Source organism: Minwuia sp. (assembly GCF_048007105.1).
In the GTDB taxonomy this organism is placed as follows: Bacteria; Pseudomonadota; Alphaproteobacteria; order Minwuiales; family Minwuiaceae; genus Minwuia.
The window spans coordinates 2,718,913-2,734,225 of the sequence record NZ_CP180352.1 but is presented as its reverse complement, the minus strand read 5'-3'; the positions used below and the strand labels follow the sequence as shown (position 1 = coordinate 2,734,225).

Genomic DNA, 15,313 nt, shown 5'->3' with positions numbered 1-15,313 from the left:
TGACGGCGACAGACCTGTCGCCGCGGTCGTACTGGTCGAGCAGCACCTGCCGCGCCTCGTCCGAAGCGTCGCTTCGCAGCTTGAGCAGCGCGACGTCCTTCTCCCGCGGCACCAGAAGAAAGCTGATGCCGAGGCCGAGCACGACCATCAGCGCAAGCAGGATGAGGTTGAGACGCACTGCGGGCTACTCCGGATCGACGAGCGTGAGCGTCACGTCGAGCGGCTCGACCGCATCGGCGGCCAGGACAATGTTCAGGACGCCCTGCTCATCCGTCTCGGCCTCGGTGCGGGCCAGTTCGGCGCCGTTCCGGCGCGCCACGGCTTCCCAGTTGCCCCGGGACATGGCACCCCAGCGCATCTGGCCATCGCCGAAACCTTCGGCACGGAAAGTCAGCGTGCGGCCCTGCCTCTCCAGATCGCGGAGGTCCCAGCGCGCGTCGATCAGATAGGGCGCGGCCGGAGTCGGAGCCTGCGTCAGCGCGATCACCGGCGTCTCCGTCCGCGCGTCCAGGGCGACGTAGAGGCTGCCCTGATGCCGGTTCTGGCCGAGCACACCTTCGGACGCCGCGAGGTCGATGGAGAGCGCGTCGGCATTGTCGAAGCGGACCGTCTGCAACATGCCCCGGTTCAGCACGCGCCAGCGCATCGGACCCAGCTGGTCAAACCGCGTCGTGAAGTAGCCCTCGCCGATCCGCGCGAAGCGGCTGGCCTTGACCGGCGTGAGCCTCTCGCTGCGGGCATATTCGAGATTGGCGAGAAGCCCGTTCAGCGCGTTCGTCCGTTCGCCCGAATACATGTGGTAGTAGACGTTGACCGGCTTGAGACGGCGCGGCATCTCGGTGTTCCGGAAGGTATGCACCAGATCGCGGAAACCGAAGAACCGTCCCGACCAGAGATCTGTGTAGGTATTCTCGTTGCTGTTCGCGGCATAGATCTGCTGCTGGCTGCCGGCCGTGAAACCAACCGGCGGCACAAAGCTGACAGACGGGAACTCGGGGTCGAAGCGCGAGTCGCCGCCGTTCAGGTTCAACAGGCCCGCCTCTCGCGACACCCGGATCATCTCTTCCGACGGCGAGGTGTCCCCAGACCACAGCACCAGTTCGACCTTCTTGCCGGGCGGTGCGAAGCGGTTGACGAAATCCGCGGCGGGGCCGAATTCCAGATTGATGTCGAACGGCAAGGTGCCGAAACCGCGCGGCTGGTCGTAGGCCTGTTTCAGGGTCACGGTCCGCACAGCGCCCGTCTTCACGACATCCGCGCCCCAGGCCGAGATGTTCGCATTCTTGTAGAGCGGGACGAAGGGCGCTTCCTTCTCCGGCGTATAGTCGTTGAAGAAGCGCCACTCGAAGGGATGGCTGTAGGTGTGGTGCGCAATCTCCACCTGCGGCAGGGCGAAGATCTCGCGGGCGATCTGCTGCGCTTCCTCGTCGCCGGACCAGGCCGGGTCGAGATCGGCGACAATCGGCCCGACCGTGATCGGCAGGTCCGGATAGGGCTTGATCGCCTCTTCCATGACGACGCGGGCCGAGTAGGTCTGATCCTTCTTGTATTTCTGCACCAGGCTGACATTCCGCCAGCCGTCGCCGTCGATATGGCTGAAATACATGCGCCGGCCCGACAGCGTCGTGATGTCGGGAACCGGCTTCACCTCCTCGCCGAACACCCGCCGGAACATCGCGAACGGATTGACGTACCACTGCGTCTTGAAGAAGACCGGATCCTTGTAATAGACCCAGCCGCCCTCGACGAAGGCGCCGTGCGAGGAAACGATCATCAGCGCGCTCTCGGCGCCCGAGGTCCGGTTGCGGACCTTCAGCATCACTTCGGTATCGTCGCCGACCGCCCGATAGAGTTCGTAAGGCGGCAACTGCCCGCCCATGCGGCGCTCGTAGTCGTAGAAGTCAGCATTCCGCTCGACGATGTCGGTGTCAAAGGTCACGTCCGTCCAGTCGCCGCCGAGCTGCACGCCCATCTTGTTCAGGAACTCGTTTACCAGCCGAACATCGGTCACCGGCGCGCCACCGGACTGCGCCAGAAAGCCGAAATCGCCGAGGATGACGAACTTCTTGCCGGCGTCCGCCATCCGGTTGGCCCACTTCAGATAACCGAGCGGGTCCTCCATGCTGCCCTGTTCGAACCAGGTGATGACGCCGGCGACGTCGGGGTCGTCGACGGCATCCTCCGGGAAGCCATCGTCAAGTTCCCGGTAGTCCAGCACGTAGCCGAGCCAGTTCAGGGGCATCTCGGCCAAGCGGTGCAGGTCGTGCAGCTTCAGGATCTCGTCCTGCGGGTGATGCAGCGCGATGATCCGCCGCGGCTGCTCCGCGGCCGCAAGCTGCGAACACAGGCCGAGTGCCGCCACGACCAGCATGACGCTCAGGAAGGTTTGTGCAATTCGTATCGGCATCCGGCTCATATGCCTCACTACGCAACTCCTTTGCCAGATATCGCACAACTTGCCGTGAGATGTTCACAGTCTAACATGCCGGCATGCTTGCCGCCCTCGCCCCCGTCGCAGCCCTTCTCCTGTCTGTCGCCATGCTGCTCATGGGCAACGGACTCCAGTCGACCCTGCTTCCGCTGCGCGCGCAGATCGAGGCGTTCGGGCCGCTCGAGATCGGCATTCTCGGCTCGGCATATTTCGTCGGTTTCACCCTTGGCTGCTGGCGCGGCGCCGTCATCATCCGGCGCGCCGGCCATATCCGGGCATTCGCCGCCATCGTCGCCATCGCCTCGACCTCGGCGCTGGTCCACGCACTGATTCCCAACTCCGTGGTCTGGTGGATCGTGCGCCTGCTGTCCGGCGCCTGCGTGGCCATGCTGTTCATGATCATCGAAAGCTGGCTGAACGAGAAGGCGACCAACGAGACGCGTGGCACGGTCTTCTCGGTCTATACCGCCATCAACCTGTCCATGGTGTCGGCCGGTCAGGTGCTGATCGCCCTCGGCAATCCGCAAGGCTTTCCGCTTTTTCTGATCGCCTCGATCCTGATCTCCTGGGCTGCCGTGCCGCTGGCGCTGTCACGATCCGAAAGCCCGGCGCCGGTCGAGCGCGTCGGCGTCCGGATCGGCTACCTGCTGAAGCTCTCACCTGTGGGGTTCATCGGCAGTTTCGCCGTCGGACTGGCAAACGGCGCCTTCTGGGCGCTGGCTCCCATCTTCGCCCAGAACGGCCACAACGACCCGAGCCTGGCGGCCATCTTCATCGCGGTATCCGTGGTGGCGGGCGCCGCGGCCCAGTACCCGCTGGGCAAGCTCTCGGACCGCATGGACCGCCGCAAGCTGATCATCGCGGTATCGCTGCTATCGGCAGCTGCCGGACTGGCGCTGGCCTTTTTCAGCGCAAGTTCGCAGACGCTGCTGATGGTGACCGGCTTCGCCTTCGGCATGTTCGCCTTCCCGCTCTATTCGCTCTGCGTCGCGCACGCCAACGACTTCGTCGACAACAAGAGCTTCGTCGAGGCGGCCAGCGGGCTGCTGCTGACCTGGGCCGCCGGCGCCGTGATCGGCCCCATCGGCGCCTCGGCGCTGATCTCCGGCATCGGACTGCAGGGACTGTTCTACTTCACCGCCGGCGTGCACCTGATCTTTGCCGTCTTCGTCTTCTACCGCCTGCGGCAGCGGACGGTGGTACCGGAAGAGACCCGCGGCGTCTTCTCGGAGGCGGCCAACGCGGCCTACACGCTCACGCCCGTCGATGTCGGCATGAGCGAGGACGCGCAGCCATCAGAAGCGGCTGCGCCGGACGACGCGGCGCCCGAGGCTGCTACGCCAGCAGAAGAGACCGCCAGCGCGCCGGAGTCAGAGAATGGGCAAGACCCGAAGACCTAGCCGCCGTAGCGGACAACCGTCTGATCGATGGCGCCGAAGATCGATGCGCCATCGCCGTCTTCCATGTCGATACGGATGCGGTCGCCGAAACGCATGAAGGGCGTGGACGGCTTGCCGCTGGCGATGGTTTCGATCATCCGGATTTCCGCGATGCAGGAATAGCCCAGCCCGCCTTCGGCGACCGGCTTGCCCGGGCTGCCATCCGCATCGCGGTTGGACACCGTGCCGGAGCCAACGATGGTGCCCGCGGACAAAGGCCGCGTCGCCGCGGCATGGGCGATCAGTTGCGGGAAGCTGAAGGTCATTTCCTCGCCCGCCTCAGGCTTTCCGAAGGGCGCGTCGTTGAGAAAGGACAGCAGCGGCCTGTGCAGCTTCGCGCCATCCCAGGCACCGCCCAGTTCGTCCGGCGTCACCGCGACCGGGCTGAAGGCGCTGGAGGGTTTGCCGTGGAAGAAGCCGAAACCCTTGGCCAGTTCGGCCGGGATGAGGCCGCGCAGCGATACGTCGTTGACCAGCATCAGCAGGCGGACGTGTCCACCGGCTTCTGCTACCGGGACTCCCATCGGCACATCCCCGGTGATCACGGCGATCTCTGCCTCGAAATCGATACCATGATCTTCGGAGATCGCCCTGATGTCCTCGCGCGGTCCCAGAAAGCTGTCGGAACCGCCCTGATACATCAGCGGATCTGTCCAGAAACTCTCCGGCAGTTCAGCGCCGCGGGCTTTCCGGACCAGTTCGACGTGGTTCACGTAGGCCGAGCCGTCGGCCCACTGGTAGGCGCGCGGCAGCGGCGCGGCGCAGGCCGCCGGATCGAAGTCGAACACGTCCCGTCCGCTGCCGACATTCAGCGCATGGTAGGTCGCGTCCAGCAGCGGCCGGCAGTGATCCCAGTCGTCCAGCGCCGCCTGCAGGGTCGGCGCGATGTCGCCGGCCGGCACGGCCTTCTTCATATCCCTGGACACGACGACAAGCCGGCCGTCGCGCCCTTCCTTCAGCGATGCGAGTTTCATGATCCCCCTACTGCGCTTCGGCGCCGTCCTTGATGTAGCCGCGCCGAATCTGGTCGAGTTCGATCGACTCGAAAAGCGCCTTGAAGTTGCCCTCGCCGAACCCCTCGTTGCCCTTGCGCTGGATCAGTTCGAAGAAGATCGGGCCGATCACCGTCTGGGTGAAGATCTGCAGCAGCAGGCCGCCGCCCTGGTCCGGGCCACCGTCGATCAGGATGGCGTTCTTCTTCAGCCGGTCCAGATCCTCGCCATGGTCGGGCACGCGGGCTTCCACGCCCTCGTAATAGGTCGCCGGCGTGTCCTGGAAGGGCATGCCCAGTTCGCGCAGATGCTCGACCGTCGCATAGATGTCGTCGGTGCCCAGCGCGACATGCTGGATGCCTTCGCCGCGGTACTGCTCCAGATATTCGTGGATCTGCGACTTGTCGTCGGAGCTCTCGTTGATCGGGATGCGGATCTTGCCGCAGGGGCTGGTCATGGCCTTCGATTTCAGGCCGGTGACCTTGCCCTCGATGTCGAAGAAGCGCACTTCGCGGAAGTTGAACAGCCGCTCGTAGAAGTCCGCCCACTCGGCCATGCGGCCGCGGTGCACATTGTGCGTGAGGTGGTCGATATAGGTCAGCCCCGCCCCCTTCGGCCGGCTCTCGACACCCGGGATCGGTTCGAAATCGACCTCGTAGATGGAGCCCTTGTCGCCATAGCGGTCCACCAGATAGATCAGGCTGTCGCCGATGCCCTTGATGGCGGGAATGTTGAGTTCCATCGGGCCGACATGGGTCTCGACGCCCCAGGCGCCGTTCTCAAGCGCGCGCTTGTAGGCCTTGGCGGCATCCTTCACGCGGAAGGCGATGGCGCAGGCGCTGGGGCCGTGGAGCCGCGAGAACGACCGCGGGAACCCGGTCTGCTCCCCGTTCACGATCAGGTTTATGTCGCCCTGGCGGTAGAGCGTCACATTCTTGGACCGGTGCTTCGCCACGGCGGTGAAGCCCATCTTCTCGAATAGTTCGCCAAGGGGTTCGGGTTCCGGCGCGGTGAATTCGATGAACTCGAAGCCGTCCGTCGCCATCGGGTTGTCCCAGAGATCGGCCATGGATGCGTTCCTCCACTGACGCGTTTTGACTTGACCGGATATTAGTTTCAATTGAAACTAATTGCAACATGGATGATGAACCGCTCGATCTGCCGGCCTTTCTGCCCTACCGGCTGGTCGTCGCCGCCAACCGGGTCGGCGACGAACTCGCCCGGCTCTACGCCGACCGTTTCGGCCTGACGATCCCGGAATGGAGAGTGATGGCAGTGATCGCCCGGTTTCCAGGACTTCTCGGCCAACGAAGTCGCCGAGCGCGGCGCCATGGACAAGGTGCAGGTCAGCCGGGCCGTGGCGCGGCTGATGGCGGCCGGGCGGCTGGAGCGGCGGCTCTCGCCCGACGACCGCCGGCGGTCGACGTTGCGGCTGACAGACGCGGGCGAGGAAACCTATGGCCGCATTGTGCCGCTGGCGCGCGACTACGAGAGACGTCTGATGGATCGCCTGCCGCGCGAAGACCGGACGAAGCTGATGGGCATGCTGGAGACGATCAGCCTGCCGGGGGAAGACCGCGGGTAACCGTCAGCAGTTGCGGTATTGCCTGGCGCCGAATTCCTGATCCGACGAGACGACGAACTCCAGCGTCAGGATGAACATCTCTATCGTGTCACCACCCCGTCGGAGCGGCATGACGGTTGCTTCGATACGCACGAACGACGGAGCAGAACCGAAATTCGCGATGTCGCTCTCGACGGGTCCGCCGGAAACGGTGCATGTGTCGAGCAACCGCGCCAGATCCGCCAGACCCTCGTTCGCGTGGCCTTCGCCGAAGACGATGCCGGTCGGTTCGACACCGCAACGCTGCGACACGCGGGTGCCGGCAAGCCGGATCCGGTACGTTCCGTCGCCGGCCCGTTCGATCATCGCCAGGTCCGGAAGCACGCCACGGATCTCGGCCGGATCGATGTCGGCGCGGTCCGGAATCAGCCCGGGACCGGACTTCGATTCCCAGTAAGCCTTCAGAATGGGTCCTGCGGTGCGGGACATGGCCCTTCCCCGTTTGCGTGTATAATTGCCTGTAGCAACTTCCGCAAAAGACGGGCCAAGTCTGTAAACGTGACGTTAACGGCAGTTAGCGTGTGACGGGTATCACCCCTTGAGACGCCGGAGCCAGTCCTCGATCCGCTTCCGGTTTACGCCGAAATCGCGGATTCCGATCTTGGCGCGCGAGTAGACGGCCAGGGTCGAGCGGCCCTCGCCAGCATCCAGCACCAGCACGTCGATGATGTCGGGAAAGCGGAAAACCTTTGATCTGGCGACAAAAACGGCCTGCAGCCTGTTTTCGTCGATCCGGGTTTCGGTGACGCGCGGTTCCGATCCGGCGAGTTTCCGCACCGCCGAGAACAGTTCCACCGGCGTCAGATCGAAGATCGGACTCTCGGCATGCGGTTCCGCGTTCCGGCACAAATCCCGTGGCGCGGTCAGAAACTGGTTGGGTTTCCAGTTGAGTTCGAATTCCCGGAAATCGATCACGAATTGTGACCCCTTCTCATTACACGAATCTCATTTCACATTCTGTCGCGGATCGTGACGACCAGCCGCTCGCGTTCAGCGTGCATGTACGGCTCCGCCTCGCCCACGCCCCAGATCGGGCCGGGCCATCCCGCATCGCCCTTCAGCCGGCCGATGACGTGTACGTGCATCTGCGGCACCTGGTTTCCCAGGGTGGCGACATTGGTCTTGTCGGCCTGGATCAGGTCACGGACGATTTCCGCCGCCCGCGACGCTTCCTCGACCAGCACCGCGCGGTCCTCGGACGACAGGTCGAACAGTTCCACCGCGCCGGCCCGCCGCGGAATCAGCAGCAGCCAGGGCCAACGCGCATCGTCGGCCAGCCGCACATGACAGAGCGGCCAGTCGCCGACCTCGACGCTGGTTCCGGCAAGCCGCGGATCGAGGCTGAAGCCATCAGCCACGCGCCAGACCGATCTCCGCGGTCGCGGCCTTGCGCATCAGCGCCACCTCGTTGGCGATGGTGCAGAGCCGGAAGCCCTGGGCGAACAGACGGTTGGCGTGATCGCCGCCGGCGGCGTGGATGCAGGGCACGACGCCATTGTCGACGGAGACCTTGCGGATGTGCTCGATGGCTTCCAGCACCTCCTTCTCCGTCGGGTCCGGCAGCGGCTGATAGCCCAGGCCCAGCGCCAGGTCGGACGGGCCGATATAGACCGCGTCGAGCCGTTCGGTCGCGCAGATCTCCTCGATATTGTCGAGCGCGGTCTTGGTCTCGATCATCGCGAAGCTGATCACCGTGTCGTTGGCGATTTTGCCGTAGTCCGGCCCCATCAGCAGCGGGCCGCGCACGCCGGCATAGGAGCGGAAGCCGTCCGGCGGATAGCGCATGCACTGCACCAGATGCTCGGCTTCCTCGCGCGTGTTGACCATCGGGCAGATCAGGCCCAGCGCGCCGGCGTCCAGCGTCTTCATGATCCAGACGGGATCGTTCCAGGGGATGCGCGCCAGCGGCGTCGCGTCCTGGATCGAGATCGCCTGCAGCATGTGGATGCCCTGGTCGAGATCGATCATGCCGTGCTGCATGTCGACGCCGACGCTGTCGAAATCCAGCGAGGCCATGATCTCGGCCGAATAGGAGCTGGCGCTGGCCAGCCAGCCGTTCACGACGTTGCCGCCGGCATTCCAGATATCCCGGACCTTGTTGGTGCGCATTGAAATTGTCCCCTTCTTCTCAGAGCGCCCGCGGCGCTTCGACCCCCAGCCTTCCGGCCCATTCGATCAGTCGCGGCATGATGCCGTCGAAAAGCGCGACGCCGTTCTGTTCGCCGTCACGTTTGCGTTGCAGCGCCCGCTCGCCCGGCAGGCGGACGCCCGGCGCTCCCTCGGCCGTGCGCGCAGCCCGGCAGGCGGCGCCGAAGAAGCCTGTCTCGGCGGCAAAGGCGCCGAGGCCGCCGAACGCTTCCGGATCGATCAGCAGCACCAGCACGGACGCGCCGTGCTGTTCCGGCCTGTCCTTGCGCCCGAAGCCGCCAAGGCCCGAGGTCATGGCCTCGATCATGATTCCCAGGCCGAAGCCCTTGTGACCGCTTTCGATGCCACCCAGCGGCAGCAATGCGCCGCCGTTGCCGAAGGCCGCCGGATCGTCGGTCTCGCGGCCCTCGGCGTCGACGAGCCACTTGCCCGGCATGCGCTCGCCGTTTGCCGCAGCGCGGCCGGTCAGCCCCATGGTCGTGATCGAGGCCGAGATGTCGATCAGCACCGGATCGCCGTCCGTCGGGATGCCGACGCCCATCGGGTTCGGCGTGTAGATCGGCTCGACGGCGCCATGCGGCGCGACGCCAGCATTGGCCGGGTCCGACGACAGCAGCAGAAGCATCTGCCCCGCCGCCGTGGCAACCGGCAGGAAACTCGCCAGACAGGCGATGTGGCCGGAGCGGCGGATCGAGACGCCGCAGAGCCCGTATTGCCGCGCGCGGTCCATGGCCAGATCCATGGCGTGACGGACCAGCCAGACGCCGGAGAGATAGCCGCCGTCCCAGAGCACCGAGGGGCCTCGGTCGGAAATCACCTCGGGATCGCCGGTCTTCGGCATCTCGCCGCCTTCCAGCGCGGCGAGATATTGCGGCGCCAGGTTGAGGCCGTGGGTGTCGTGGCCCATCAGGTCGGCGTCGACCAGCATCTCGGAGACGGTCGCCGCGCGGTCTTGGGGCATGCCGGCCGCGGCAAAGAGATCCGCGCCGAAGCGCTTCAGACCGGCGGCATCGTAGCGTTCCGCCACCCCCGCGCCTCAGAGAACCTGGTGGACATGGTAGAGCGGCCCGCCCGGATGACGGTCGCCCAGCCCGACGGCAAGGATGTTGTTCATCCAGTAGTAGCGCTCGTCGCCGGTCTCGAACGTCGGCGCCGTGCGGAAATAGTATTCGGACGCGTCGACCGCCTCGCCGCTGTCGAGACGCTTCAGCACCTCCTTCGGGCCATGCCGGAAGCCGTGATACTTCATCAGGATCAGCGCGCCGTCACCGGTCTCGATGGTCAGCCGGACATCGAGGCGAAGTTCCCCGCCCGAACCGACCACGACCCAGTCGCCCGCCGCGCCGGGCAGCACCTTGCCGTTCAGTTTCGGCCCCTCGACCCGGCCGCCGGTGACCTCGGCGATCAGCCGCCGTCCGGCCCCGGTATCGCCGATCATGGTCCGTCCGCCAACGTCGATGATGATGTCGAACATGTGCTCGAAGGAAAGCGCCGTCGTCATCGTCCCCTCCCCCTCAGAGTATCCGGTGCACGTGATAGACCGGGCCGCCCGGCGTCCGGTGGCCGGTGCCGATGAACACCGTGCGGTTCATCCAGCCGTATTTCTCCGCCCCGGTCTCGAACCGCGGCGCGATCCGGAAATAGTAGAGCGAGGGATCGACATCCTCGCCGGCCGCCAGCCGCTGCATCACCTCTGGCGGGCCATGACGCCGGCCGCCATAGGTCATGTAGATCAGCGCATCGTCATCGGTCTTCAGCGTCAGCCGCACATCCAGATGGGTGGCCCCGTCGGCGGTGAAGGTCAGCCAGTCCCCGCCCGGCGCCGCCAGCGCGGTCCCCTTCATCTCCGGGCCTTCGAAACTGCCGCCGGTCACCGTCGCGATCCGGCGCGTGCCGAACGGGCCCGCGCCCAGGTCGCGGATCTCGGGCACGTCGAAACGTGCGGTAAAGACATACTCGGATTGCACGTCCGCCATGCGGCTCCCCTCCCGGCGCAGAACTCGGGCATTATAGAAACCGATCAGGTCCGGTTAACAGGGGAGAATGCCGCGATGATCAAGATCACCTTTTGTCTGAAGCGGAAGCCGGGACTGACGCTGAAGGAGTTCCACGACTACTGGCTGAACCATCACGGACCCCTGGTGCGGAAGCATCAGAAGGCGTTGCGGATGGTCCGCTACGTCCAGGTCCACGCCATCGAGACGGCGCTGTCGGCCGGCATGCAGAAGGCGCGCAAGGCGCCCGAAGGCTTCGACGGCGTCGCCGAGCTCTGGTGGGAATCGGTCGAGGAACTGGAGAAGTCGCTGGACGATCCCGCGGCCCGGGAGGCCGGGCGCATCCTGCTGGAGGACGAGGCGAAGTTCATCGACCTGCCCAACTCGCCGCTCTGGTTCGGCGAGGAGCATGTCGTGGTCGGGGACGACTGAGTCCTATTCGAACCAGTCGAATCTCTCGCCGGCGAGTTGCCTGAGCAGGGCGTAGTCCCCGGCCAGCAGTTCCTTCAGCCGCGCCACGGTCTCGGGCGGGATCTCGTCGCCGTAGGAGCCGACATTCTGTGGCGCGTAGTCGATGCCGTCGGCCCGCGGGAGACCGAGGAACTCGAACACACGCTCGGTCTCCGCGGCCGGGTCGGTGAAGAAGGCCTCGGACTTCACCAGGCAGACATTCTCCCGCCCCAGCACTTCGAAGAGCCGTTGCACCTGCGCGCCGTAGCGGCTGCGGTCGACATAGGAGAAATGCTGGTGGGCATAGGAGTGATAGCCCGCCGTCTCCCTGATCTTCTCCGCCTCACCGGCCAGCCGCCGCGGTTCCCGCTCGATGGCGTCGGCGAGGGAGAGATCGTCCTGATCCTTGTTGTGCTCGTGCCAGTAGTGGGAGTAGGTCCGCGCCACCGGATCGCGCAGCATGGCGACGGCCTTCACCTCCGGCAGGTCCGCCTTCATCCGTTCGATGGCGAGCGGGTGGTACATGTAATAGGGGCTGGCCTCGAAGTTCAGGACCAGGGCGCCGAGTTCCTCCTCCTGCCTCGCCTTCTCGTCGGCGCGCTGGAAATGCGCCCGGTACCAGCTCTCGCCGCGGTGGTAGTTGTAGTCGAAGTAGTGGACTTCCTTCGAGGAGGGCGTGGCGATCCGCGGGTGCTGCTGCAGGTAGTGGAACAGCGAGGTCGTCCCCGCCTTCTGTGCGCCGACAATGACGAAGTCCGGCAGCACGCGCGATGCGCCGCTGGCGATCGCCTTCGCGCTGTGCGCCGCCTGCCGCAGCGCTTCCTTCGCCGCCTGCCACGCCATCGGCGTCAGTCCTCGTGGAAGGTGATGTAGTCGTCCAGGTCAGCACGCTCCGTCCGCAGCGCATTCTCGGGACGCGACGTGTCCTCGTAGCCCAGCGCCATGCCGCAGAGCACCGTCAGGCCCTCCGGAATGCCGAGGATGCGCTTGATGATGACGTGATAGCTGGGCCAGGCCGCCTGCGGACAGGTGTGCAGCCCGTACTGCCGCGCCACGATCATGAGGTTCTGCAGATACATGCCGTAATCCAGCCACGAGCCGATCTCGAGCCGCTTGTCGACGGTGAAGATCATGCCGACCGGCGCGTCGAAGAAGGTGAAGTTGCGCGCGCCCTGCTCCTTCATGCGCTGGGTGTCGCCCTTCCTGATCCCGATCAGGTCGTACATGCCGAAGCCGACTGTCCGGCGCCGTGTCAGATAGGGCTCGAAGAACTGGTCCGGGTAGTACTTGTACTCGCGCTCGTAGTCCCCGCGCTCGTGCAGGGAGGCATGCACCACCGCGTCGCAGAGCTCCTGGCGCTTCCTGCCGACCACGACATGGCCCTGCCAGGGCTGCATGTTCGTCCCCGACGGCGCCCGGGCCGAGACCTCAAGGATATGGCGCACCAGCTCCATCGGCACCGGATCCGGCAGGAAGCCCCGTACCGACCGGCGCGAGACAATGGCCTCCTCCGCCGTCTCGGCCACTTCGGCCGCGGGATGCTCCGTGACCGGCGCAAACGGGTTGGAAACATTCATCGGGTCTCTCCTCCACTCTCCCCAGCAGCCGACATTAGCGGGACAGGCTACCCGCCGTCACGTGCCTGCAGACGAGGTCCGCGGCGGACCGATCTCCCGGTAGACGTATGCGGTTGTGGCGACGATGGGGAGGATGGCGCAGAAGGCGGCCACGAAATCGAGCAGCAGCAGCACGCTGCCCGCATCGGGGAAGGCGTTGAAGACGGCGAAGGTCAGACCCCAGGACGGAATGATCGGCAGCGCGAAGATCCAGATGATTGTCGTGAACCGCCGCTTCGAGGCAGGGCCGGCATGGGAATCCGCAGCCCGCATGTCCGCGCCCCAGATCACCATGACGATCGGGACCGTGATCCGGTTGGAGAGATACTTGAGGTAGATCACGAAGGTGACGAGCAGGATGACCAGAAAGATCGCGATCTGCCGCGGCGACCGCATCGCCTCGGCCATCGCCGCCTCGTTCTCGATCGAGACCTGGCTGCCCAGGACGCTCGCGATCACGATGCTGCCGATCAGCCAGACCGGCATCGAGACCAGCATGCCCCAGAGCATGGCGAGGAACGGGTAGAAGACGCTCGCCACCAGTGCCTGCAGGTCGACCTGCAGGAACGCCAGCGGCCGGGAGGCCTGTCCCGACAGCACCTGGGCCGTCAGACGCATGCCCCAGTAGTAGTAGAGGATCGAGTAGCTGATCCCGAGCGCGATCCAGCCGAATCCGCCGGGAGAATAGTAGCCGATGGCGGCGCTCGCTGTGATCAGCGCCAGGAACAGTCCCGGCGCCTGCCTCATCAGCAGCATCCCCTCGATCAGATATGCCAGCGCGTCCTTCATGCCGGATGCGACCTCCTTTGACGGCGGCGCGATCTTGTCCGAAGATCGCCGTCCGCACAAATCCAAGCGATACAACGCCCGCCGGAGCCTGTCCCATGTCCCAAGCCAGCGACCGCAAGGCCTTCTACGAGACCATCGGCAAACAGAACCTGACGCCGCTCTGGGAAGTGCTGCACGGCCTTGTGACGCCTGAGCCCGTGCACCGGGTTCAGCCCGCGATCTGGCGCTATGACGACATCCGCGACCACATCATGGCGTCGGGCGAACTGATCACCGCCAAGGAGGCCGAACGGCGCGTGCTGATCCTCGAGAATCCCGGACTGCCCGGCGAATCGAAGATCACCACCTCGCTCTATGCCGGGCTGCAGCTGATCCTGCCCGGCGAGGTCGCGCCGGCGCACCGCCACACCCAGTCGGCGCTGCGCTTCGTGGTCGAGGGCCAGGGCGCCTACACCGCCGTCGACGGGGAGCGCACAAGCATGAGCCCCGGTGATTTCGTCATCACGCCGTCCTGGACCTGGCACGATCACGGAAACGATTCCGATCAGCCCATGGTCTGGCTCGACGGGCTGGACATCCCGACGGTCAGCTTCTTCGGCGCCAGCTTCGCCGAGAAATGGCCCGAGGACAGCCAGCCGCTCTCCCGGCCCGAAGGCGACTCGCTGGCCCGTTATGGCCAGGGCCTGATGCCGGAGGGCTACGAGGCCCGGTCCCACACCTCGCCGGTCTTCAACTATCCCTACGCGCGTACGCGCGAGGCGCTGGAAACCATGCGCGCCCACGAGAAGTGGGACCCCGCGCAGGGGCTGAAGCTGAACTACGTCAATCCGGTGAACGGCGACTTCGCCATGCCGACCATCGGCACCTTCATGCAGCTGCTGCCGAAGGGCTTCGCCGGCATCCCCTACCGCGCCACCGACGCCACCGTCTTCTCGGTGGTCGAGGGCACGGGCGAGATCGAGATCGCGGGGCAGACCTTCGCCTTCGGCCCGCGCGACCACTTCGTCGCCCCGTCCTGGGCCTGGTACCGCCTCAGCGCCGCGGAAGACTGCGTGATCTTCTCTTTCTCCGACCGGCCGGTGCAGCAGAAGCTCGACCTCTGGCGGGAACAGCGGGGCAACTGTTGAGGCAGCGGCGTTCGTTGTGCCCGACGTCCCGGGCTTGACCCGGGACCCATTCCGGAGCCTTTCCGCTGCCGCTGACCATCCATCGACGCTCAGGAATGGGCCCTGGATCAAGTCCAGGGCACGCCGGGGGGCAAGTTCACCCCTCCTTCCAGCGTTTCACCAGTCCGTTGTCGATGTCGAAGAGGTCGAGCACCCGCCCGACCGTGTGGTCGACCATGTCGGCGAGGCTTTCGGGCTTGGCGTAGAAGGCCGGGACCGGCGGCATGATCACCGCGCCGCTTTCCGACGCCTGGGTCATCATACGCAGGTGCCCGGTGTGCAGCGGCGTCTCGCGTACCAGGAGCACCAGCCGCCGGCGCTCCTTCAGCGTCACGTCGGCCGCCCGGCTGAGCAGATTGCCCGTGTTGCAGGTCGCGACCTCCGACAGCGTCTTGATCGAGCACGGCGCAATGACCATCCCCGCCGTCCGGAAGGAACCGCTTGCGATGGCGGCGCCTATATCGCCGACCGGATGGCTGACATCGGCCAGCGCGCGGACCTGATCGGCGGTGCGGTCGGTCTCCTCGGCGATGGTCATGGCCGCTGCCTTGCTCATCACCAGATGGGTCTCAACCGGCGTGTCCCGCAGGACTTCCAGCAGGCGAATGCCATAGGCCGCGCCCGAGGCGCCCGACATGCCGACGATGAGACGCGGAGCGGTCAA

General features: G+C 65.7%; 19 protein-coding genes. 4 read left to right on the top strand and 15 right to left on the bottom strand.

Translation table 11 applies throughout. The features are described from left to right. Positions 1–184: 184 nt before the first annotated feature. Positions 185–2,407 (bottom strand): polysaccharide deacetylase family protein, encoded by a 2,223-nt coding sequence (locus tag ACMVY4_RS13205; RefSeq protein ID WP_416896488.1) that lies wholly within the window; start codon positions 2,405–2,407, stop codon positions 185–187. Positions 2,408–2,547: 140 nt separating this feature from the next. Here ACMVY4_RS13205 and ACMVY4_RS13200 point away from each other — a divergent pair, with 140 nt between their 5' ends. Beyond that, positions 2,548–3,831, top strand: a complete 1,284-nt coding sequence (locus ACMVY4_RS13200; protein ID WP_416896487.1) for an MFS transporter — start codon at positions 2,548–2,550, stop codon at positions 3,829–3,831. Here ACMVY4_RS13200 and ACMVY4_RS13195 read toward each other — a convergent pair. Genes ACMVY4_RS13195 through ACMVY4_RS13185 form a run of 3 tightly spaced genes read right to left on the bottom strand, consistent with a single transcriptional unit; the run spans position 3,828 to position 6,170 of the window. After that, positions 3,828–4,844: a fumarylacetoacetate hydrolase family protein gene (locus ACMVY4_RS13195; protein WP_416896486.1), complete on the bottom strand. Its 1,017-nt coding sequence runs from the start codon at positions 4,842–4,844 to the stop codon at positions 3,828–3,830. The two genes, ACMVY4_RS13200 and ACMVY4_RS13195, sit on opposite strands and share 4 nt — an antisense overlap. A gap of 7 nt (positions 4,845–4,851) precedes the next feature. Then, positions 4,852–5,931 (bottom strand): 4-hydroxyphenylpyruvate dioxygenase, encoded by a 1,080-nt coding sequence (gene hppD / locus ACMVY4_RS13190; protein ID WP_416896485.1) that lies wholly within the window; start codon positions 5,929–5,931, stop codon positions 4,852–4,854. Positions 5,932–5,978: 47 nt separating this feature from the next. Beyond that, positions 5,979–6,170 carry a hypothetical protein gene (locus ACMVY4_RS13185; RefSeq protein WP_416896484.1) on the bottom strand — a complete coding sequence of 64 codons (192 nt, stop codon included), beginning with the start codon at positions 6,168–6,170 and terminating at the stop codon, positions 5,979–5,981. Between the two features lie 22 nt (positions 6,171–6,192). Between ACMVY4_RS13185 and ACMVY4_RS13180 the strand changes: the two genes are divergently transcribed. Beyond that, complete coding sequence (locus tag ACMVY4_RS13180) at positions 6,193–6,447, top strand: MarR family winged helix-turn-helix transcriptional regulator (RefSeq protein ID WP_416896483.1); 255 nt, start codon at positions 6,193–6,195, stop codon at positions 6,445–6,447. 3 nt (positions 6,448–6,450) lie between these two features. Here ACMVY4_RS13180 and ACMVY4_RS13175 read toward each other — a convergent pair whose 3' ends face one another. From ACMVY4_RS13175 to ACMVY4_RS13145, 7 genes are all read right to left on the bottom strand, one after another. Continuing rightward, complete coding sequence (locus ACMVY4_RS13175; protein ID WP_416896482.1) at positions 6,451–6,915, bottom strand: PAS domain-containing protein; 465 nt, start codon at positions 6,913–6,915, stop codon at positions 6,451–6,453. A 102-nt stretch (positions 6,916–7,017) separates the two neighbouring features. Further along, the gene (locus tag ACMVY4_RS13170; protein ID WP_416896481.1) at positions 7,018–7,401 is read right to left on the bottom strand and encodes a DUF1499 domain-containing protein; all 384 of its coding nucleotides are present in this window, start codon (positions 7,399–7,401) and stop codon (positions 7,018–7,020) included. Between the two features lie 35 nt (positions 7,402–7,436). Continuing rightward, the gene (locus tag ACMVY4_RS13165; RefSeq protein WP_416896480.1) at positions 7,437–7,844 is read right to left on the bottom strand and encodes an HIT family protein; all 408 of its coding nucleotides are present in this window, start codon (positions 7,842–7,844) and stop codon (positions 7,437–7,439) included. Then, positions 7,837–8,595 carry an HpcH/HpaI aldolase family protein gene (locus tag ACMVY4_RS13160; protein WP_416896479.1) on the bottom strand — a complete coding sequence of 253 codons (759 nt, stop codon included), beginning with the start codon at positions 8,593–8,595 and terminating at the stop codon, positions 7,837–7,839. The genes ACMVY4_RS13165 and ACMVY4_RS13160 overlap by 8 nt, the downstream gene beginning before the upstream one ends. Before the next feature lie 19 nt (positions 8,596–8,614). Beyond that, complete coding sequence (locus ACMVY4_RS13155; protein ID WP_416896478.1) at positions 8,615–9,661, bottom strand: Ldh family oxidoreductase; 1,047 nt, start codon at positions 9,659–9,661, stop codon at positions 8,615–8,617. A gap of 9 nt (positions 9,662–9,670) precedes the next feature. Beyond that, the gene (locus ACMVY4_RS13150; protein WP_416896477.1) at positions 9,671–10,135 is read right to left on the bottom strand and encodes a DUF3237 domain-containing protein; all 465 of its coding nucleotides are present in this window, start codon (positions 10,133–10,135) and stop codon (positions 9,671–9,673) included. A gap of 13 nt (positions 10,136–10,148) precedes the next feature. Further along, entirely contained in the window at positions 10,149–10,610 is a 462-nt protein-coding gene (locus ACMVY4_RS13145; protein WP_416896476.1) for a DUF3237 domain-containing protein, read from the bottom strand. Between the two features lie 75 nt (positions 10,611–10,685). Between ACMVY4_RS13145 and ACMVY4_RS13140 the strand changes: the two genes are divergently transcribed. Next, the gene (locus tag ACMVY4_RS13140; RefSeq protein WP_416896475.1) at positions 10,686–11,060 is read left to right on the top strand and encodes an EthD domain-containing protein; all 375 of its coding nucleotides are present in this window, start codon (positions 10,686–10,688) and stop codon (positions 11,058–11,060) included. A 3-nt stretch (positions 11,061–11,063) separates the two neighbouring features. Here the strand turns inward: ACMVY4_RS13140 and ACMVY4_RS13135 are convergent, their stop codons facing one another. The 3 genes from ACMVY4_RS13135 to ACMVY4_RS13125 are packed head-to-tail and all read right to left on the bottom strand — an operon-like array spanning position 11,064 to position 13,483. After that, the gene (locus ACMVY4_RS13135; RefSeq protein WP_416896474.1) at positions 11,064–11,921 is read right to left on the bottom strand and encodes a sulfotransferase domain-containing protein; all 858 of its coding nucleotides are present in this window, start codon (positions 11,919–11,921) and stop codon (positions 11,064–11,066) included. A gap of 5 nt (positions 11,922–11,926) precedes the next feature. Continuing rightward, positions 11,927–12,655: a nitroreductase gene (locus ACMVY4_RS13130; RefSeq protein WP_416896473.1), complete on the bottom strand. Its 729-nt coding sequence runs from the start codon at positions 12,653–12,655 to the stop codon at positions 11,927–11,929. 57 nt (positions 12,656–12,712) lie between these two features. Then, positions 12,713–13,483, bottom strand: coding sequence for a hypothetical protein (locus ACMVY4_RS13125; RefSeq protein WP_416896472.1), 771 nt, complete (start codon positions 13,481–13,483; stop codon positions 12,713–12,715). A gap of 95 nt (positions 13,484–13,578) precedes the next feature. Between ACMVY4_RS13125 and gtdA the strand changes: the two genes are divergently transcribed. Beyond that, positions 13,579–14,610 carry a gentisate 1,2-dioxygenase gene (gene gtdA, locus ACMVY4_RS13120; RefSeq protein WP_416896471.1) on the top strand — a complete coding sequence of 344 codons (1,032 nt, stop codon included), beginning with the start codon at positions 13,579–13,581 and terminating at the stop codon, positions 14,608–14,610. A 136-nt stretch (positions 14,611–14,746) separates the two neighbouring features. Here the strand turns inward: gtdA and ACMVY4_RS13115 are convergent, their stop codons facing one another. Further along, positions 14,747–15,313 carry a UbiX family flavin prenyltransferase gene (locus ACMVY4_RS13115; protein WP_416896470.1) on the bottom strand — a complete coding sequence of 189 codons (567 nt, stop codon included), beginning with the start codon at positions 15,311–15,313 and terminating at the stop codon, positions 14,747–14,749.